15 protein-coding genes, 1 tRNA gene and 1 pseudogene are annotated in these 21,538 nt (G+C 36.8%); 6 read left to right on the forward strand and 11 right to left on the reverse strand.

The window, feature by feature from the left end:
* Positions 1-12 precede the first annotated feature (12 nt).
* From JAZ75_RS05930 to JAZ75_RS05945, 4 genes and pseudogenes are all read right to left on the reverse strand, one after another.
* Positions 13-3,003: a type I restriction endonuclease subunit R gene (locus JAZ75_RS05930; RefSeq protein ID WP_208700596.1), complete on the reverse strand. Its 2,991-nt coding sequence runs from the start codon at positions 3,001-3,003 to the stop codon at positions 13-15.
* 82 nt (positions 3,004-3,085) lie between these two features.
* Complete coding sequence (locus JAZ75_RS05935; protein WP_208700599.1) at positions 3,086-4,000, reverse strand: DUF5655 domain-containing protein; 915 nt, start codon at positions 3,998-4,000, stop codon at positions 3,086-3,088.
* A gap of 881 nt (positions 4,001-4,881) precedes the next feature.
* Positions 4,882-5,493 (reverse strand): annotated as a pseudogene (locus JAZ75_RS05940) (DUF6266 family protein); the annotation flags it as partial.
* Positions 5,494-6,031: 538 nt separating this feature from the next.
* Entirely contained in the window at positions 6,032-6,418 is a 387-nt protein-coding gene (locus JAZ75_RS05945; protein WP_208700603.1) for a hypothetical protein, read from the reverse strand.
* Between the two features lie 420 nt (positions 6,419-6,838).
* Between JAZ75_RS05945 and JAZ75_RS05955 the strand changes: the two genes are divergently transcribed.
* Positions 6,839-8,077, forward strand: a complete 1,239-nt coding sequence (locus JAZ75_RS05955; RefSeq protein WP_208700605.1) for a thioredoxin family protein — start codon at positions 6,839-6,841, stop codon at positions 8,075-8,077.
* Between the two features lie 1,045 nt (positions 8,078-9,122).
* Here the strand turns inward: JAZ75_RS05955 and JAZ75_RS05960 are convergent.
* The 4 genes from JAZ75_RS05960 to JAZ75_RS05975 all read right to left on the reverse strand — a co-directional run bounded on the left by JAZ75_RS05960 (position 9,123) and on the right by JAZ75_RS05975 (position 13,274).
* Entirely contained in the window at positions 9,123-11,093 is a 1,971-nt protein-coding gene (locus tag JAZ75_RS05960) for a beta-N-acetylhexosaminidase family protein (protein WP_208700607.1), read from the reverse strand.
* A 385-nt stretch (positions 11,094-11,478) separates the two neighbouring features.
* Positions 11,479-12,042: a hypothetical protein gene (locus tag JAZ75_RS05965; protein ID WP_208700609.1), complete on the reverse strand. Its 564-nt coding sequence runs from the start codon at positions 12,040-12,042 to the stop codon at positions 11,479-11,481.
* A 161-nt stretch (positions 12,043-12,203) separates the two neighbouring features.
* The gene (locus JAZ75_RS05970) at positions 12,204-12,767 is read right to left on the reverse strand and encodes a hypothetical protein (RefSeq protein ID WP_208700611.1); all 564 of its coding nucleotides are present in this window, start codon (positions 12,765-12,767) and stop codon (positions 12,204-12,206) included.
* A gap of 66 nt (positions 12,768-12,833) precedes the next feature.
* Positions 12,834-13,274, reverse strand: a complete 441-nt coding sequence (locus tag JAZ75_RS05975) for a DUF3805 domain-containing protein (protein ID WP_208700613.1) — start codon at positions 13,272-13,274, stop codon at positions 12,834-12,836.
* Positions 13,275-13,659: 385 nt separating this feature from the next.
* Between JAZ75_RS05975 and JAZ75_RS05980 the strand changes: the two genes are divergently transcribed.
* From JAZ75_RS05980 to JAZ75_RS05990, 3 genes are read left to right on the forward strand one after another with little or no spacing between them, the layout of a single operon-like run.
* Entirely contained in the window at positions 13,660-13,863 is a 204-nt protein-coding gene (locus tag JAZ75_RS05980; RefSeq protein ID WP_208700615.1) for a helix-turn-helix transcriptional regulator, read from the forward strand.
* On the forward strand, positions 13,863-14,198 hold the full coding sequence (locus JAZ75_RS05985; RefSeq protein ID WP_208700617.1) for a HipA N-terminal domain-containing protein: 336 nt from the start codon (positions 13,863-13,865) through the stop codon (positions 14,196-14,198). Before JAZ75_RS05980 ends, JAZ75_RS05985 begins: the two co-directional genes overlap by 1 nt.
* The gene (locus JAZ75_RS05990) at positions 14,191-15,135 is read left to right on the forward strand and encodes a HipA domain-containing protein (protein ID WP_208700618.1); all 945 of its coding nucleotides are present in this window, start codon (positions 14,191-14,193) and stop codon (positions 15,133-15,135) included. Before JAZ75_RS05985 ends, JAZ75_RS05990 begins: the two co-directional genes overlap by 8 nt.
* Positions 15,136-15,240: 105 nt before the next feature.
* Here JAZ75_RS05990 and JAZ75_RS05995 read toward each other — a convergent pair.
* Positions 15,241-15,312: transfer RNA gene (locus JAZ75_RS05995), tRNA-Glu, on the reverse strand.
* A 126-nt stretch (positions 15,313-15,438) separates the two neighbouring features.
* On the opposite strand from JAZ75_RS05995, the gene JAZ75_RS06000 reads away from it, so the two are divergent.
* Positions 15,439-17,949, forward strand: a complete 2,511-nt coding sequence (locus JAZ75_RS06000; protein WP_208700621.1) for a family 20 glycosylhydrolase — start codon at positions 15,439-15,441, stop codon at positions 17,947-17,949.
* Between the two features lie 83 nt (positions 17,950-18,032).
* Here JAZ75_RS06000 and JAZ75_RS06005 read toward each other — a convergent pair whose 3' ends face one another.
* Positions 18,033-18,440 carry a DoxX family protein gene (locus JAZ75_RS06005; RefSeq protein WP_208700623.1) on the reverse strand — a complete coding sequence of 136 codons (408 nt, stop codon included), beginning with the start codon at positions 18,438-18,440 and terminating at the stop codon, positions 18,033-18,035.
* 5 nt (positions 18,441-18,445) lie between these two features.
* On the reverse strand, positions 18,446-19,351 hold the full coding sequence (locus JAZ75_RS06010) for an LD-carboxypeptidase (RefSeq protein WP_208700626.1): 906 nt from the start codon (positions 19,349-19,351) through the stop codon (positions 18,446-18,448).
* A gap of 99 nt (positions 19,352-19,450) precedes the next feature.
* On the opposite strand from JAZ75_RS06010, the gene metG reads away from it, so the two are divergent.
* The gene (gene metG, locus JAZ75_RS06015) at positions 19,451-21,520 is read left to right on the forward strand and encodes a methionine--tRNA ligase (protein ID WP_208700628.1); all 2,070 of its coding nucleotides are present in this window, start codon (positions 19,451-19,453) and stop codon (positions 21,518-21,520) included.
* The last annotated feature ends 18 nt before the right edge of the window (positions 21,521-21,538 follow it).

Below are 21,538 nucleotides of genomic sequence, written 5' to 3' on the forward strand. Positions count from 1 at the left end.
GCCTTATAATGTCTATTTTTCGTAAGCAACTAATCCTGCAATTTCTCTGCCTTGTGCCTGCTGCCGAAGCAATGGCAACAGATCTTCCATTAATTCTAACTCCCTCACTCGACGCTCTTTCCAACCCAGTTCTAAAGGCTCTAATAAATCTGTCAGTTTCTCGCCATCAAATATCATCCGATCGAGTATATCTTCAACAAAGGTCTTCAGATCAGCGACCTCCAACCCATTTTTCTGGGCGACAACAGCTAGTTCTTTTTCCTTTTTCTCAGTCTTGAACATATCGTATCCTATACGGATCTCTTTTTCGGTCAGTCCCTGATCGGAACTCAAAGTCTTGATAAAGGCAATCATATCTTCTTGCTCTTCCATCAGATTGGTATGTGAACTGAGCAAATCAATAAGTTGCGCCTTAGTCATCTTCTGCCGTGCAGGTTTCTTCTGCGTGTAATCCGCAATCAAACCCATGATATAATCATAGTCAATAATGGCAGACGAAAATAGCACAAATTCAAAATCCAATTGTTGAATTTCCTCCGGTGCATCATCGCCCTCCTGTTCTTGTATTTCCTTGAGTTGCTTAGCTGTCTCGATATACGAACTTCTAAAGGATCGCAATCTATCTTCAGGAAGAATATCTTCAATCTTGATACATTGCTCCTCGTCCAGATCTGTATACTGGTCGAGCTGCGTCTTAAGTCGCTGTATCTCTTTGAAATGTTTAATAAAATTAATACGTGCGGTATCACCTCGAAGATTGTACACTTCTTCGGGTTCTTGGGCCAGATTGCTCTGCGTCATAAAATCGCCCAAAGCCGCAACCGCTTTTTCAAATTTTTCGATGACTATAGGTGCTGGGTCAACCAACCATATTTCTCGGGCTTTACCAGAATCCTCACCTGAGAATAAAGCAATCGATTCATCTACAGCACCTTTTTGACCACGAAAATCCAAGATATTACCATAAGGCTTTGTATCGTTAAGCACACGGTTGGTGCGTGAAAACGCCTGTATTAAACCATGATGCTTAAGATTCTTATCAACATAGAGTGTATTGAGAAACTTAGAATCGAAACCTGTAAGCAGCATATCAACAACGATCACGATATCGATCTTATTTTCATGCGCATAGTCGCCATTGCTGTATTTCTGATATTTGATACGTTTCTGCACATCTTGATAGTAGAGATCGAACTCATTAATGGAATGGTTGGTACCGTACTGCTTATTATAATCAGCAATAATTGTCTTTAACGCTTTTTTCTTCTCGTTCGGATTGTGCTGATTGTCTTCTTTTTCCTGCTCCAGATCTTCCTGTAGTTGCTTGATATCGGCTATATTTTTATTGCTCTTATCCAAAACCTGTACAGGAGGTGAGAAAACACAGGCTATATTTAATGGAATGTAGTCTTTATATTGAGACAGCTTCTCCTTCTGTATCGCTTTGAATAATAGATAATACTCGATTGCATCATTGATCGAAGCCGTAGCAAATACAGCATTGAACTTCCGTGAATTCGTAGCGGCGTTATGCTTCTCCATTATAGCCTCCACGATTGCCTGGCGGGTAATCGTCTCACCCGGTTTGGGATTACTATTTCCCTGGCCCTTATAATAATCAATATGAAAACGCAGAACATTCTTGTCGTCTATGGCATGCGTAATGGTATAAGCATGTAAACGTTTTTCGAAGATATCTTCCGTTGTTTTATAAGATCCTTGTTCACCGTCCTTTTTGATATAGGTTGCATTAGTATCGAAAATCGGTGTCCCTGTAAAACCAAAAAGCTGTGCTTTTGGAAAAAATTCCTTAATGGCTTGGTGGTTGTCGCCAAACTGTGAACGGTGGCACTCATCGAAAATAAACGCTATACGTTTGTTGCTTAAAGATTGTAAGCGTTCCTTATAATTTTTCTTGTTATTGGGATCTAATGCTATTCCTAACTTTTGGATCGTGGTTACGATCACTTTATCCGCATAATCTGTAGATAATAAACGTCTCACCAATGTCTCTGTATTGGTATTTCCCTCAACGCTTCCTTCCTGAAATTTATTAAATTCTTCCCTCGTTTGGCGATCAAGATCTTTACGGTCGACCACAAAAAGACACTTTTCTATGTCGGGATTATCTTTCATCAAAGTAGAAGTCTTGAAAGAGGTCAGCGTCTTACCGCTACCTGTTGTATGCCAGATATAACCATTGCCCCTATTTTGGTGGATACAGTCCATAATCGCTTTGACAGCATAAATCTGATAAGGGCGCATCACCAACAGTTTTTGCTCGCTTTCGACCAATACCATGTATTTACTAATCATTTCGCCAAGAGTGCATTTGGAAAGAAACTTTTCAGCAAAGGTATCGAGGTGTGTTATCTTTTTGTTTTTTTCATCCGCAAGTTGATAAACAGGTAAAAACTGCTCGTCAGCATTAAAACTGAAGTGTTGATTTTTATTATTTGCAAAGTAATACGTGTTTGTCTTATTGCTAACGATAAAAAGCTGCATAAAACAAAGCAAACTATTGGTATACCCATTCCCTGCATCACTTCTATAATCAACAATCTGTTGCATAGCTTTGCGCGGCGTAATCTCCAATGACTTCAATTCTAACTGTACCAATGGCAATCCATTGATCAATAAAATCACATCATAGCGGTGATTGCTATTTCCAGTATTGATTCGCAACTGACTGATGACCTCATAATCATTCTTACACCAGTCTTTTATATTGATCAAGGTATAATGTAGCGGAGTACCATCTTCCCGTTGTAAATAATTGACTTCACGCAAGCGTTTAGAAGCGACAAAGACATCAGGCGTTACAATTTCGTCCCGTATACGAGAAAACTCCGCATCAGTTAACCTGACGCGGTTAAGCGCCTCGAATTTTTCCCGGAAGTTTTTCTCTAAACTGTCCCGATCACGAATATCAGGTCGCAATGTATATTTTAAGTCTTCCAACTTATTAATCAGACCTTCTTCTATCTGTTTTTCTCTCGTCATTTTCAATTCCTAGTAAGAATCTATGTTGCAAATCAATAAACCAGCTTGTAAAAATCAGTTTAAGCAAGTAAATATAGCAAGTTTAAACTACAATAGCCTGCTTGACCAAGCTCATAATATACTCCAAATTTTTGGTATCCCCCACTATAATCTCATAATCACCATTGCCCCAATGTCCTATGGATGACACATCTCTAGCAAGCCCCTTAGGATCGTCTAAAGCTCCTCTTTTTAGGTTAATCCAGATTTTCAAACTGGATTTAAGGATACAGATATCCGTAAAAATCTTACCCTCTTTGGTGAAACCAATCTCCATCTTTTTAGGCCTAACGTCTATGTTACTATCCAAATTAAAAATAGATTGTTTGAACGTATCATAAAGCTCTCTCGTATAGTCTGGTTTTCCTTCCAAATGAGTATCCTCTGTATAAACCTTCACCTCATTGGAAATCTTTTCCAATTCAGAATTCGAAGCAGTCTGTATGGTTTTGATTGTGGGTGCTGATTTGGACTTCTTAACAGGATTCACGACAATAGTATCGCCTTCGTATTGTTTGATCTCCCATAACTCAATCGGAAGATCTTTAAAGTTTGAAGCTTGTTTTTGAAAATCTGTGAATGAGGGTGATACAAAGATAACTTTTGACTGTGACCAATCCACCTCCGATCGCTTAAGGTTTTCTTTTTGGGACTCATTATATTCAACAATAAACTCAGCTTTATTTTCCAGCATGAGATTAAGATATGATACACCTTGGTCTACAACTGAGAAGTTACGTTCTCGTTTGTATTCAATGATTACAAAAGACTTGTTGTCTCGGTCATAAGCTAAAGAGTCGAAACGCTGTGCTTTTATGATAAATTCAGACTTAATCAGCTTCAATCCGGTTATCACCTCCAGATTGTTTTCAAAGAGTCTTTGTAAGTCCTTTTCGAACTTAAACGGCTTCTCTTTTAATACAAGTAGTTTATTCTTTGCCTGGGTAAATAATTGCATAGACTAAGATACGAATATTCTAAGCTACATTCAATTTTATGAATACTCAAGTCCAGCCGGATACCAGATATTAATACTTTAAAAGTTCTATTTTTTTAAATCCATAATTTGGAAATGAACTGTTGAGTGTGCCATGATTGCCTCTTCATCTTCACTAAAATCTGTTTTATAGACTTTTTTCTATGATCTTTCTTACGGTCTGCGTCAAATTTGATAAAATTGTTGCAATACGACCGAAGGAAAAATCATCAAAATACATTAAATCCTTTAGGTCGAGTCCCTGTATAGCGGGGTAAGCCTTTGCTCTGGCAATAGCATTTTTAAAAAGCAAATTATAGATAAGATTGGTGAATATTGCGACATATAGAGGTTTGGTCTTTTTTAATTTGGGTTGACCTCCAGTATGACTTCTGCATTAATCTTTCTCCAGTTTCTTTCCCTAATCTTTCTACTAGTTCTTCTACTTATCTTTCTACTAGCTCTTCTACTTATCTTTCTACTAGCTCTTCTACTTATCTTTCTACTATCATCATCTCACTAATTCCCACATAGAATATTTGAAAGATCCTTTATTAACAATTTTATTACGGTTTTTAAGTTCCGTTATTAAATTGTTGACTTTCCTTTTCCGTTGCTCATCCGACATCCAATCCGGTAACTTATTTCATAGCAACTCATCAATATCTTTTCGGGACATAGTACTATGCTGTGATAAAGCTTTTAAAATAAGGTCAAGATAATACTGATCATCAGAGTAATGAACAACTTTTTTTCTAGCCCAAAATCATAATGCACAACGGGTTTCTTTAATTTATTAAATCTGTTTCAAAGGTCGTAACTCCAGTTTACATTCACCCTGGAATAATGACACATGATACCGCTCAAACCTTTATCTTACCCAAGTGCATACTGTCTGTATTACCACCACCATAGCTCTCTACAAAAAAGGTAAACACTTCATACGTCACTTCCTTTTTATGTTTCGGGATTTTAACATTCTGTTTGCCAGATATTAAGCTGTCTTTTGAGTCGTTCATCAAAAGTGGATATTCAGCCCCATTATCTTCTGCATTATACAGGATTAAGAAGGAATCGTAAGACCTGGTGTTAAACTTCTTCTCCAGATAAACATCATATTCCCAAGTAACCCGAATCACTTGATTTTCTTGATCGAAATCCATCGTATAGGAAGTGATGGGATTCGGGCTTCCTTTGGCAATCATAAATTTCTGCCAGTCAACTACAAAATCGTCTTCTTTCTGAATAAGTGCTTCGTTCAAATTATAAGACATCGCCACATCATATGCCCGCTTAGGATAGCTGTATGCCTTATAACCAATATTGATAACGGAATTTAACATACTAATATGCGACCTCACAATTTTGAAGCGTGTTCTACTGAGCAGTTGCTCAGGTGTAGGTGCCCGTTTTTTAACGCGAGGGAGAGAACGCACATAATTTCCTGTTTTCGTTAAGACAAACACAACAGAACCTACTTTCCTTGAAACAGTCCCATTAACGCCATTTTGATGTTTTCCATAATTACCTGATTAGTTTATAGATATTTAAGATAAACATTAAAACGGAAACATCCTAATACCAGATTTTAATTAATAGCAATTTTTAATCAATTTTTATACAGTAATCAGTCAATATTGATACAGTCTACACTGAGTGATCACTGAACAAGTACTGAACAAACACTGAACAAATAATGTTAAAAGTTATAATTTGGTAATCATCTGATCTTCGTTTGCTGCACTTAAAATTAAAGAGAGGAACCTCCGTTTGTGTAACAAAAATATTCTGGCTGAAACTCATTGCACTTAGTAAAACTGATGAAATGGAAGAAATAGGCATGAGCCTGCTCCGGCTCGCATGAAAAAACAGTTTACTGATTATTAGAGCAATGAACAACTTATTTATCTTATTTATAGCCCTAAATCATAATGCGCAACGGGTATATATAGTAAATTTATTCATGTAGCTAGTATCTTTGTACTAGCTCTTCTACTTATCTTTCTACTACTATCAACTCACGAGTTCCCACATAGAATATTTGAAAGATCCTTTATTAACAATTTTATTATGGTTTTTAAGTTCCGTTATTAAATTGTTGACTTTACTTTTCCGCTGCTCATCCGTCATCCATTCTGGCAATTTATTCCATAACAACTGATCAATATCTTTTCGGGACATAGTACTATGCTGTGATAACACTTTTAAAATGAGGTCTCGATAATACTGATTATCAAAGGCCTTATTTTTTGTATAGCCTGCTTTGTCTCCCGCTTTCTGAGCGACATGCAATGAAATAAAATAATTAGGTTTTCTGCCTTCAATTAGCTTTTTGCGCCTTAATTCCTTCTCCTCTTGATTACTTAAGGGCTTTCTCCTCTGCACTTTATCCAATGCCATAATATCTTCAAGGGAAAGAGCTTTATTCTTATTGAAACTAAAAAAGCGTATTGAGTCATAATTAGTACTAAAGGATTACTCAATATGAATCAATGATCAAATTGGAACTCTTTTCAGATGAACGATTGGTGAGAATAGTGAGTTTATATCAACTGTGGCCTTTTTGATATAATATTCCCGTTCTCTGGGTTCATCGATACGCATAATCAAACGGATATTTGTCCAGCTAAGATTCGCTACGCGCTGCGTAGAGAATTGGTCAACTTTAGGGAACTGACCATTATTAACTGGGTTATGATATTCCGAGCATTGACTTATTTATTAATCCGCGGTTTCGGTTCTACGGGTTCTGAAGATTTTTTGTAATATTTTTTGATAAGCTTTTATTTCAGTAAATTCACATATAAATATAAACGGATTATGAGAAAATTAATTTTAATGCTATTCTTGGTTCCATCATTACTATTCGCTCAGAGTGAGGGTGTTAAATTTGAGCATGGGCTCAATTGGAATCAAATTAAAGAAAAGGCAGCCAAGGAAAACAAATTTATTTTTGTCGATTGTTTCACCACTTGGTGTGGCCCCTGCAAGTACATGACAAGCACAATCTTCCCACAGGCGAAGGTAGGTGATTTCTTCAATGCCAAATTTATCAATGCTAAAATCCAAATGGATAAGACCGAAGTGGATAATGAAGAAGTAAAATCATGGTACACTGAAGCAGATCGTTTTGCCAAAGATTATAAAGTAGTAGCATATCCTACTTTCTTGATCTTTGATTCAAAAGGCAAGCTTGTACACCGCATTGTAGGGGGCGGTGATGCGGATGGATTTATTGCTAAAGCTCAAAAGGCATTGGATCCGAACACCCAGTATGAAACCCTATTGGCAAAATTCAATGCTGATCCACAAAATACAACGATTGCAAAAGCTATGGCCCAAGTGGCAAAAGAAGCTTATGATAAAGAAACACAGGCAAAGGCTGAGAGCATTGTATTATCTTCGCTATCAACAGATCAGATCTTTACAAAAGACAATTTAGAGTTATTGATTTCTTCTGCGAGCATTAAGGATTCGAAAGCATTTAACTTAATAAAAGATAACCCAACCAAGTTTGATGCCATCAGCGAGAAGGTTAAAGCAAATGATTTCTTAGCTAAACTATTGATCAGTGAAGCTGTCAATACCAAAATACAGGCTAAGGAAGATGTAGATTTTGCTGCTATAGAAAAAGAACTGGCTCAGAAATACCCTACGATCAATACCGAAAAAACGAGTTTGGAAATGCAACCGCGTTATTTCTCTTATACTAAAAACTATCCTGGATTGAGAGACAGTTTTAATAAGTATATTGCCAAATACGGTTCAACGGTCACAGCAATGGAATTAAACCAGATGGCTTGGTCTATCTTTGAAAACTGTGATGACCCAGCTTGTTTAAAAGCAGCTTCAGAATGGAGCAAATTATCACTGGAGAAGGAGAAAGATACACCGATGTATCTAGATACCTTTGCCAACCTTCTTTATCGTCTAGGTGACAAAGATCAAGCAATCAAAACACAAGAGAAAGCGATATCACTTTTGACTGCAAACGATAAAAAAGAGGATTATATAGCAACGCTTCAAAAAATGAAAAAAGGCGAAAAAACTTGGGAATAAGCAATATCCCAAAACAAAAAGTCCAGATCGACGAAGTTGATCTGGACTTTTTTTATTTCAACAGGAATATTTATCTATAACTATTTATTTATCAAATAATTGTAGGATTATTATATTCGTGTATCACTCTGAATAATCCAATTGGAACCTAAAATCGTGGTAAGGATCATCAAAAAATGATCTGCAATCTAAATTTTATTTGTCAATATTTGAGATGAAGTCTACTTCCGAATAATTATTTATATCATGAGATTTTAGAAAAAAACTTTTAATAAAAAAATTCCATGGTCAATTTCGCGGTATGGCGAAAGGAATCTCCGGACGCACTTGACCATTTCGCCACGTGGCGAAATTATACAGCCACCCTTCCGATGCATTTTCCCGAGTATCCATATTAATCCGTCATCTCGGTGAATCACTTAGTCCTTCCTCCTCCCGCTTTCATGAACCTCAAAAACTCTTAGACATATTGCGAAGCCACAAAGTCACCATTGTTTCTCACTTCCCCGAATGTCCAAGCCATTTCCTCTCCCCTCTAAATCACATCCACCTAGGTATAAATGCTTTTCTCCATCGTCGAAACAGCTCCGCTATAGCGCGAAGACATGCTCCATTGCACACTCCCCATAAAACTGACGACTACCTAGCTTCCCTGAAATGCGCCAATTCTTCATTATTTGACACTTCACCAGACTCCTTTTTATCGCAGTTTAATTACTGAACATCTCGTTGTCAAGTCATCATTAGTTTATTCTTCACCTGTGGCCTCCTTTATATAATAGTCCTGTTCGCTGGGTTCATCGATATGCATAACCAAACGGATATTTGTCCAGCTAAGATTCGCTACGTAGAGAATGGGGCAAATTCAGGGAATACTTGGTAGAGTTGCCTCATGTTCCACAAATTGGCTTCTGATAAGATTTTTAAGAGTTATTCCAATGGCCGGTAAATGCCCCATGAGAAAGATAAAACAAATATATGTTCACTATTTCACGCATGTTCATGGAACGTGAACATGCGTGAAATAGTGAACATAAAGTATGATCTACTTACTACCTTTTGCTATATAAAGTAATTTGGGTGCATCCTTAATAAATACATCCAATACTCCGTCTGCAATTTTAACTGGCCCTTCAAAGCGAGTCGCACCTGGTGTTGATGGAATAACCGCCGCCTTTTTAGCGAGTTCATCAGCTTTATCAAAATAACCGATACTATTACTTTTACCCATTTCTATCTCCTGCAAACCTAGGACAACAGATTCTAAAGCCTCTCCCCATATTGCCATCGCATCTAACCACGGTCCAGCTTCACGGACAAAACCTTTATCAATTGTTCCTGAACGAATAATATTTGGAGCATTTCTAAATTCTTGAGCATGATTTAGTAGACTTTTAATAGCCTGCGCACGGTCATCTTTATTACCATAGGAAAAAGCATCTCTAAACTTATCTAAAATTGACTTTAATGCTGGTGCTTGCACTTGCCAAGGGTGTGTTCCAAATGTTGGGGCTAAGTGCTGGGTATCGAAAAACAGCAATAATGCCTGAGTGGTTTTTGGATTATTTCCAGCTAATTGACGCGCAGCAAATGTCCAAGTACGAGAAGCATCGTAATCTTGATCATTCCAGGCAAAAGCAGCCACTCCCGATATTGCCACTCTACTAGCAGCTTCCTGATTCATTGGATTGGACAAAATGCCGGCAAGCTGTTTTGATAACCCTGCTTCCCTTCTATCATATGGTGCTAAAAGAAGCCTTCCTTTAGATTCTGCATAGTCATTTACAGGATAATTATCCCAGAGCAATGTTGGTTTTCCAAAAACCTTAGTAGCCGCTTTTGCATCATTTATTGAAATTGATGGCGGAACGACATCTGTTCCTGTCCATTGAACAACGATATCTTGATTTAAATTTTTACGTAATGCGGCTTTATACGGGGTTTCTTTGGCATCATAATACTCGGTGGGAACCATAATTAAATTTGGCGCCTCAGGATCTACTCCCTTGATATAGTCCTGCAATTTATTTAATAATGAAGATTGTGCTACCGCGGCAGCTTCGGGGCCAGATTTTCCAAAAGTGATGGAGTCTTGATTACAATTCCATTTTTGATACTCAATATCATCTAATGCCAAATAAAAACTACGCACACCCACACTTCTTAACGCATTTACTTTGTCTTTTAATAGATCAAAATCTGTTTTACATGAAAAACAAATCGTTGGACCAGGCGATATTGCATAAACAAAGTTGATATGATTATCGGTTGCAATCTTTGCTATACGGCCAAGTTCTGATAATGTGTCCGCTGGATAAGGCTGTCTCCATCTATCTCTAGCGTAAGGATCATCTTTTGGCGTATACACGTAGGTATTGGCTTTAACAGAGGATAAAAATAATAAATGTTGCTCGCGCTCTAACATAGTCCAGGGTTTCCCGTAGAACCCTTCCACCGAACCGCGGATAGGCTGAGCGGGGTAATCTTGAATCAATAGTGATGGAAAGAAGGCGCTTGTGATTAACTGTGCGAAGCTTTGTGTGGCATGAAATAGACCATGCGCATCATGCCCCATTAGTGATATTAAAAAACCTTGATCTTTTTTTCCACTAGAAATTACATAACCTTCTTTATGAGAATCTAAAATTGCCTGGTTGTTGCTAAGAAGTGCTGTTCCGTCCCCATTTTTGCTCTCCCCTAGAACCACTACTGTACCTCGAATTGACTTTGGAATCTTTTGGGTTGTATTCACATTCTTCACTCCTGCCTTGTTCAGCATCTTCTCTACTGTGGTCTTAGTATACTCACTAACCTCTGGTAATGCAACTAAAGTAATGGTCTGTCCAAGAGGAAAGCTCTCGCCTTGAAGTTCCATAAACACAGGTGAGGGAAATATAGAAGGAAGGGTTGATACCGTAGCGGTTTCAAAATTCTTTTGCTGAGCATACCCCAATTTTAAACTTCCGCTGAAAATAACTGCCCCTAATAAACCGTATATAATTCTTTTATTCATCATTAAATTAAGTTTAATTTGTACGCTAATTAATAGCATAAATTCCAAAAATAATATAATTCACCCATATAACTTCCATGTATGTGATTTATTACATAATCAAACTCCCCGTACGCGCATCTTAAATTTAAAATGATTAGTATGACAACGATGTGCTACATATATGACATCGCATAATGATCTAATAAGACTAAGCCAATCTCAAATAATATGAATTCATCCCAGAATACCTAAAGAAGCGTTCAATAATTAAAAGTCTTTTGCACATCAAACTTTTTGTCGCAACCTGATTTTTTATATCACTTTTAAAGTTCCTTATCGTGCAGACGTTGAGATTAGGATTTATCAATATAGCAATCTATTATCAGAAAGTAACATTTCCTCTTCGCTACAAACGCGGGGACACAGTGTAAGTCATGATTTCTGTACCGTTAGACTTTTTCACAATTTCTTTTGTATTTCTAAGTATTAATGTGTGGCTCCCAAGTTTACTATATGATACAAATTCTCCATCCGGAGTTTGTTTGCAGATGATAAACATATGCCAACCTTCATCCGCCGGAAGTGAAATAATGACTTTTTTCTCAGACTTCAATTCGTTTTCTATCGTTTGAAAAAGGCTGTCTATCGGAAAGTTCTCATCGCGAGGCAAAACAAATTTTTGGGAGAAAGTAATTCCGTATAATTCTTTATTGTCAAAGTTGCGGAAAGAACCATCGGTTTTATTTTTCCATTCATTTTGTAAGTCATAAAAATCAAAATCTACAACTTTATAATACTTCAGTATCATTTCCACAGCTGATGGAATACAAGACAATTGAAAGATCTGATCGTGGTTGTTTATAACGGCATCAAAAAAATCACAATTATCATTTTTTTGGGTTTGAGCCTTCGAATGGAAGCTAATAGATGTGGATATAAATATAACTAAACTAAAGAGTATCTTTTTCATATTCAAAACTTATTTTATAATTCATATTTTCATCAAACACAATAAGACTGTGCTAAATAGTCGAAATCTTGGTCTAGTAACATTTTGTAAAATATATCTGCTTTTATTTTTTGTTTAGATCAAGCTGGCGACAAGTATATACTGTAAAAGATGCTTACCTCTCACTTCAAAGGAAGAGTACTATAAGTCATGATTTCTGTACCGTTTGACTTTTTTATAATATCTTTTATATTTCGAAGGATTAATGTGTGGCTTCCAAGTTTGCTATATGAAACAAATTCTCCATCTGAAGTTTGTTTATTGATGACAAAAATAGGCCATCCCGTCTCCACCTGCAGTGCGATAATTACCTTTTTTCCAGACTTCAATTCATCTTCTATAGTTTGAAAAAGACTATCTATCGGAAAATTTGCATTTCGAGGTAAATTAAATTTTTGGGAAAACGTAATTCCATATAATTCTTTATTGTCAAAGTCACGGAAAGAACCATCAGTTTTGTTTTGCCATTCATTTTGTAAGTCATAAAAATTAAAACCAACTGCTTTGCAATGCTTAAGAACCATTTCGATAGCGGAGGGAATACCTGAAGACTGAAAAATTTGGTTGTGGTTGTTAACTACAGTATCAAAAAAATCACAATTATCGATTTTTTTTGTCTGAGCTTTCGAATGAAAAACAGTAGGAGCGGATATTAAGAAGAATAAAAGTAAGAGAATTTTTATCATAATTATTAAATTTACAAAATATAATCGATTATATAGATTTGATTATTAAAACATTATAATCTAAAACTATCCTATGCTGTTTATTTTTCCGATCTGTAAATTTGCTATTATTTTATTAATTTCCTTATGTTCTTCTACTATCTCCGGGTCAGCAATGCTGATAGCATCAATTGTGTAACTACAATAGACTATCTTATTAACATCTGCGAAGATCCAGTTAAAAATTTTTAAATCAGGATCATTATTTTTCGATGGAGAGATATAATAAAGATATTTGTACCCGACATCATTTTTCAGTATAGTCCCATTATTCTCTTTACATAAATCAACTAAATAGTCGTCCGTGTTAAAATTAATAGATTGTATTTCTAATGGTGTGATTCTAAAACTTCCTGTTTGTTCAGTATAGAAAAGGTAAGTTCCCTCTACCTCTTCAACATAAATCAAATTACTAGGATAACTAAATTCTATCCACCCTTGATTAGAAATAAAATAATTATATTCCATACATCTAAAATTACATTGAAATTGATGATTTAAGATAAATAAATTTCGCTCTACTTCCATCTGGAATCATAAAAAATGTTTATCTTATCTTATACAGCTTGTCCTATAATTGTGAGAAAGATATTTCCAAGAATTGGATGGAACATGTTATCAATCATATAGAATAGGATGAAAAACTGATTTTAGAGAATTTCCTTGACAAAATTCAAAAGAAAGGGAGCGTCAGAAGAAATTAGCTCGATTAATTTATATAGATGCAAAGGAATTTAAACAATTATAAACTTTATACCTTTTAGGGTATAAAAAACATCAAAACATAAATATTATACCTGATTTGATATAAAAACAAGATTTTTCTTATATTTATATCAGAAAAGGTATAATTATGGATTCAATCAGACTATTTGTTAAACAAAAGCGTAAGGAGTTAAAGCTTACTCAAGAAGATTTAGCGTTGAATGCTGGAGTAGGGCTACGTTTTGTACGTGATTTGGAACAAGGAAAGAAGACTCTTCGTTTAGATAAAGTAAATGATGTTCTTGCGCTATTCGGGATGGAAGTAGGGGTTGTAGATAAAAGTAGAGAATAATGGCACGTCAAGCTAAAATATATTATCAAGATCAATTAGCAGGTTATCTTCTTGAAGGTGATGGAGGGTATGTGTTCAAATATGAGACGCAATATTTAAAACCAGAAAATCCTAAACCAATCAGTTTAACATTACCAATTTCAGCGTATCCTTACTATAGTAATGTGCTATTTCCGTTTTTTGACGGTTTAATTCCAGAAGGGTGGTTGTTAGAAATTGGGGAGAAGCATTGGAAATTAAATCCAAGAGATCGATTCGAATTATTAATCAATTTGTGTAGAGATACAATAGGTGCTGTATCTGTATATCCGATGGAGGCGGAAGACAATGCCTAATTGCTTATTTTGCTATAAAGTAGTTGAAACAGGTGAGTATCATCCATCTTGTTCTAAAAAATTCTTTGGTACAGCTGAGGCCCCACAACTAGAATTAGATCGTGAGAAATTAAATAAGTTGGCTCAAATAACTGTTAATGAACGATTAGCTTTGACAGGGGTTCAGCCCAAAATATCGTTGACAATAAATGGAGAAAAGGGGAATAAAAGATTAACCTTAGTTGGGCTGTGGGGAGATTATATTCTGAAGCCTCAGTCAGCTGATTATGATTTTATGCCTGAAGTGGAGGATTTGACGATGCACCTCGCTAAGTTGTTTAAAATTGAGACCGCTAGTCATGCCCTTATTCGTACTTCTGAAGGTGAGCTGGCGTATATTACGAAAAGATTTGACCGTGTAAAAGGAAAAAAAGTTCACGTAGAAGATTTATGCCAATTGTCCGAATTACTCACCGAACAGAAATACAAGAGTTCATACGAGCGCGCAGGGAAGATTATTAAGCAATATGCAACTAACTCTGGTTTGGATGTGATTAGATATTTTAGATTGGTGCTGTTCTGCTTTCTAACAGGAAACAATGATATGCACTTAAAAAACTTTTCCCTGATGCATACTGACAAGGGAATCTTACTCGCTCCTGCTTATGACTTGCTAAATGTTAGCCTTATCTATCCAAAAGATAAGGAAGATTTGGCGTTAACTTTAGGTGGTCGTAAAAGAAGGGTTAAACGATCAGATTTTGATCAGTTCGCTGTGACTTTAGGGCTATCCGATTTGGTGCGAGATAATATCTACAAAGATTTTTCAAAACAAACATCGAAGGTTGCTGAACTCATTGAAAGAAGTTTTTTAACTGATGAATATAAAGAACGATATTTTCAAATTTATGAGAACAAATTGATTGATGTAAGAGTAAGTGAACAGACAATTAGTTAAGGGAATTTAATTTATAGAAATCACACAAAAATACTTTAGCATAAAATAGAACATATGCCAAATATAGTGCATAAAAAAAGCGACTCTTTTGAAGTCGCTTTTTTGTAGCCCGTAGGGGAATCGAACCCCTGTTTCTAGAATGAAAATCTAACGTCCTAACCCCTAGACGAACGGGCCTTTTTGTGTTTCGGTGTGCAAATATAGAAAGGTTATTGAATATTTCAAAATAAAAATGAAAAATTATTTATTTCTCTAAAAATTGTATCTTTAGATCACACAACAAACTAAACAACTTATAGATTCATGAGTTATCAACCGTATAAAAAGTCCATTTGGCTGTCTACTACAATGGCATTGTTGACAGCAAATCTCTTTGCCCAGTCTCCTGCAAACATTGAAAATAAGATTTCAGTACGCTGGGAAGTTCCAACAGGAATAAGTTTAAAGAAGAACCCGACGTCTAAATTAATCATTAAAAATACAGACAGTCAGCAAATTGCACTTAAAGATTGGTCACTATGGTTTAATTTCATCCGTGGAATAGACGCAAAATCTGTTGATTCCCGTTTTAAGTTGTCACACCGTAATGGAGATTTATTCCAGATCGAATTTGCAAAAAACAATTTAACGTTACAGCCCAAAGATACCATTGAAATCAATTTTACAACACTCGGTGGCCTGATAAATTATACAGATGGACCAATCGGGCTTTACGTAAGCTATGATGGTAAAGACACTTATGCGGACATCAAAAACTATGAAGCGCAACGCAATACCTTTACAGCAGAACAGCGTAAAACCTATTTAGAGCAGAAGTTTGCGAGCAATGAGCTTCTTTCTAAAGGTTCGCAGCAAGATATTCTTCCGCTACCGGCGCAAGCAAGCTTTGATAAAACAAAGTCATTTAAATTGACAAATACCGTTTCAATCAATAGCAATAATGATTTTAATAATGAAGCGGGTTTATTCATACAGTTCTTAAAAGAACAAACAGGAATACAGGCACAGAAAAGCACGAGTAAAGACGCTCAAATCAAGATCGTTAAAACTGCAGGCTTTGAAGACGAGGCTTATACATTGAATATTGATAGCAAAGGAATCGAAATTAAAGCAAGTACCGCAACGGGTGCATTCTACGGCTTACAGTCATTAAAATCTTTAATTCCTGCCGCAGCATGGAGCACGACGAATAAATCATTGAATTTCCCATATGCTCAGGTAAAAGATCAGCCCCGTTTCCCGTATCGTGGTCTCATGCTGGATGTGGCACGTAATTTCCATAGCAAAGCTGAGGTACTTCGTATTTTGGATGCAATGGCGCAGTACAAACTGAATAAATTTCACTTCCACTTCATCGATGATGAGGGCTGGCGTTTAGAAATTCCAGGACTACCTGAATTGACTGAGGTCGGTAGTGTACGTTCTGCCAATTTTAAAGATGGAAAAGCCATACAACCGGCCTATGGATCTGGAGCGGTAGCAAAAGAAAAACAATATCTAAGCACGCAGGACTATATTGAGATTTTACGTTATGCCGCGGCAAGACATATTGATGTCATTCCAGAAATTGAAACTCCGGGACATGCACGTGCTGCTATAAAATCAATGGAAGCGCGTTACAATAAACTTAAAAAAGCAGGAGACCTTAAAGGTGCGGAAGAATATTTATTACATGATCCGGAAGACCTATCGGTATACAACTCTGCACAGAACTGGAACGACAACGTTTTAAATCCTGCCTTACCTTCTTCGTACCATTTCTTAAGTAAGGTAATCGATGAAGTGAAAAAAATGCATGAACAAGCCGGCGTACCTTTAAAGATCATCGATCTAGGTGGTGATGAAACCCCTGCTGGCGTCTGGGAAAAATCTCCAAAGATCGAAGCTTTCATGAAAGAAAATAACATCACATCCGTGCATGATGTGTGGCCATATTACATTAACCGTATTAATGAATTATGCCACTCTAAAGGTTTGATCATGTCAGGTTGGGAAGAAATGGGGATGAAAAATTTCGGAAAGGGAATGGATGTAAATCCAGCACTGGCCGATCATAACATCAACTTAAACGTCTGGAATAACCTGATCGGTGGTGGACAGGAAGATTTAGCGTACCGCCTAGCGAATGCAGGTTATAAAGTTGTCTTTACTTCTGCTTATAACAACTATCTGGACATGACCTGGGACCATAACTTTGCTGAGCCGGGACATAGCTGGGTAGGATTGGTTGATATTAACAAAACATACTCGTTTGCTCCGGAAAACTATTTTATTAACCTGTTCAAAGACAATTCAGGAAACGAGTTACCGAAAGATTTCGCAAAAAATAAGGTGCATTTAACGGAAAAAGGCAAAGCAAACTTCTTGGGTGTTAAAGCTGGACTTTGGTCTGAAAAAATAAATAACGATACGCGTCTTGAAGAAATGATTTTTCCACGCTTATTGGCAGTTGCCGATCGTGGATGGGCACCAGAACAAAGCTGGGAAAATGGCGAAAATTTTGATCATCAGACTTACCAAAAAAGCTATGCTGGATTTATGCAGAAGTTAGGTAATGATGAATTGAAGAAATTAGATAAATTAAATAAAGGGTATCATTATCGTGTACCTGCTGTCGGAGTAAAATTGATCGATGGAAAGTTAACAGCCAACACCGACTACCCTGGTTTTAAAATTTACTACAGTGAAGATAACACGGAACCTACTTTAAAATCAAAAGAATATAAAGGAGCTATTCCTTTTAATAGCAAGTCGACCTACAAGTTTAGAGTAATCACTCCGATCGGAGACTTGGGGATTGTTTCGACATACTAAAATAGAACGTTCACAGAACAAAAGAAGAGGCTTAACGCATGATGTGTTAAGCCTCTTCTCTTATTACAATAAGTTCAACTGTCTTATTTCTTATCAACAGAATACTTTCCCGGACCGATAAATAATAGACCAATAAAAACACAGCATAATTCAATGGCATGAGAGGCTCCTTTAATGCCATCTCCTTTTCCGAAATGAACAAGAGCCGCAACAATCATCGTGAACGCTAAAAAAAGTAAAGTAGGTCTAGTCCAAAGGCCGATCAATAAAAACAGACCTCCTACTCCTTCGGCAACTGCGGCCATAAATCCCCAAAAAATGGGTAAGAAATGAATGCCTAATACTCCCATAGAACCCCCAAGCTTAGTCCATGTCTCTACTCCGCCCATCATTTTTGGGAAACCATGCACAATCATCATCACGCCTAAACCAACACGCATGATCAATAAACCGAAATCTTTATATTTTCCTAAATTTTGAAATAGTGCCATAATATTTAATCGATATATGTTAATGAAACCTTATTTTTTGTGGTCTTTAATTTCACCTTCTTCCCAAAAATTAATGCATGATTATCATCAATATGACCGGCAGGATAAGCGAATGCTACTGGAAAATCTGCATCCCTTACTTTGTCCATCACAATTTCAGAGACAGACTGTCCAAATGAAGGATCAGCATCTTTCATTCCGGAAAAACCGCCGACAATCAGGCCTTTCAATTTTTTAAATTTCCCGGCCCGCTTCAATGCCCATAACATACGGTCGACACTGTAGAAAGTCTCTCCAACATCTTCGATAAACAAGATTTTACCATCGTAATTGACATCTGACTCAGATGCCAGTACGGATAGTAGAATAGCTAAATTTCCTCCAACAAGTATTCCTGTTGCTTCTCCTACTCTATTTGGAAATTCTTTCTGCTCATAGCTGTAATCTACCGACTGCCCGAAGAGAGCGGCCTTCAAGGTATCTAAAGATGCTTTGGTACCTGCTTCAAAAGATTTTGGCATTTGCCCATGTATGGTAGGAATGGCAAATTGCTGTTGAATATGACTATGTAAAACAGTAATATCACTAAATCCAACAAGCCATTTAGGCTGTTTTTGAAAAAGCGAAAAATCAAGTTGATCAATAATCCTTACGCAGCCGTATCCACCTCTTGCCGCAAAAACAGCTTTGATCGTCTCATCGTCCAAAGCCCATTGCAAATCGGCAGCTCTTTCATGATCATCTCCCGCAAATTGATGGTAAGTGGCTGTGACAGTCTTTCCCAAAAGGACCTCCAGGCCCCATGATTCCAAAATTTTAACGGCGGCATCTATATTTCCACGAATAAAACTTGCAGGACAGACAATTGCGACTTTATCGCCTGCTTTAAGAAATTCAGGTATTTTCGTCATAATCTTTATTTTAATACCGCAAATTGAATTATCTTTGTCAAAGAAACAAACATTTATAGTGTTTTTTTATTTCGCTAACTACTAATTTACTGTATAGCATTGAGTAATTTATCCAAAAAACGTTACACCATTACATCTGCATTGCCTTATGCTAATGGTCCTTTGCATATTGGTCACTTGGCCGGCGCATATATTCCTGGCGACATTTTCGTGCGCTATTTACGTCTTAACGATAAAGACGTTGTCTATGTCTGTGGTTCTGATGAACATGGAGCGGCGATTACCATCCGTGCAAAAAAAGAAGGTATCACACCACAGCAAATTATTGATAAGTACAATACACAAATTAAAGAGAGCTTTGAAGAGTTCGGTATTGCATTTGATATCTATCACCGCACTTCCGAACCTATCCACCATGCGTTGTCTCAAGAATTCTTTACGAATTTGTACGATAAAGGTGAGTTCGTTGAGAAATTCTCGGAACAATACTATGATGAAGATTTTCATCAATTCTTAGCTGATCGTTATATTGTTGGTACCTGCCCTAACTGTAAGTCGGAAGGTGCGTATGGTGACCAGTGTGAGAAATGTGGTACTTCGTTAAGTCCAACAGACTTAATCAATCCAATATCGACATTGAGCGGAAAAACACCGGTATTAAGAAAAACAAAACACTGGTACTTGCCCCTAGATAAATACCAACCTTGGTTAGAGAAATGGTTGATCGAAGGTAAAAAAGACGTTTTGAAATCAAATGTTTTTGGTCAATGCCAATCTTGGTTAAAATCAGGTTTACAACCTCGTTCTATGACCCGCGATTTGGACTGGGGAGTAGATGTTCCGCTTCAAGAGGCTGCTGGTAAAAAACTTTATGTTTGGTTAGATGCTCCGATAGGCTACATTTCTGCTACCAAGCAATGGGCTATTGATCATGGTAAAAACTGGGAAGATTATTGGAAAAAACAAGAAAATCCTGAAGATGACTCTTGCTTAATCCATTTTATTGGAAAAGATAATATCGTATTCCACTGTATCATCTTCCCCGCAATTTTACATGCACATGGTGAATATATTTTACCGGATAACGTACCAGCAAATGAATTCTTAAATCTTGAAGGCGACAAATTATCGACCTCTCGTAATCATGCTGTTTGGTTACATGAATATTTAGAAGAGTTTCCGGGTAGACAAGATGAATTACGTTATGTATTGACTTCTATTCTTCCTGAAACATCTGATAGTGAATTTACATGGAAGGATTTCCAAGCTAGAGTTAACAATGAACTGGTTGCTATCTTTGGTAACTTTGTCAACCGTGTCATGGTACTTTCTCACAAATATTTTGATGGCAAAGTAGTTAGCGGTTCTCCGTTAAATGAAGTTGATCAAAATGTTTTTGCTGAATTAGCAAAATTCCCTGATGCGATCACTGGATCTATACAGCAATATCGTTTCCGCGAGGCATTAGCACAGTTTATGAATGTTGCTCGTTTAGGAAATAAGTATTTAGCAGATGAAGAGCCTTGGAAAGTAATCAAAACGGATGAGGAACGTGTAAAAACGGTTCTGAATGTGGCCACACAAATAGTCGCAAACTTAGCGGTATTAGCACAGCCTTTCCTTCCGAAAACTGCTACAAAACTTTTCGAAATGCTTGATTTTCCAAGTACGAATTGGACAAATGCAGGTAAAGCGGATTTAATTGCTGATGGTCACCAATTGAGTGAAGTACAGCTATTGTTCGAAAAAATCACGGACGAGCAGGTTGAATTTCAATTGAACAAATTGGCTCAGGCAAAAATTGCAAATGCAGCGGCAAATGTAAAAACTGAACCGGCTAAAGCTAATATTGCTTTCGAAGATTTTACGAAACTTGATATTCGTGTGGGTACGATCTTAGAAGCAGAGAAAGTTGCTAAAACGAAGAAATTATTAAAAATCAAAATTGATACTGGAATTGACCAACGTACGGTTGTATCTGGAATTGCAGAATTCTTCTCTCCTGAAGAAATCATCGGTAAGCAGGTATCTATTTTAGTGAATCTGGAGCCTCGCGATATCAAAGGAATCACCTCTCAAGGGATGATCTTAATGGCTGAGGATGCTGATGGCCGCTTGGATTTTGTGAATCCAACCTCGGCAATCAAACCGGGTAGTACCATTAGATAAAGAACTATATTTAAACAA

Origin of the sequence: Sphingobacterium sp. UDSM-2020, from assembly GCF_016132525.1 — a bacterium.
Taxonomy (GTDB): domain Bacteria; phylum Bacteroidota; class Bacteroidia; order Sphingobacteriales; family Sphingobacteriaceae; genus Sphingobacterium; species Sphingobacterium anhuiense.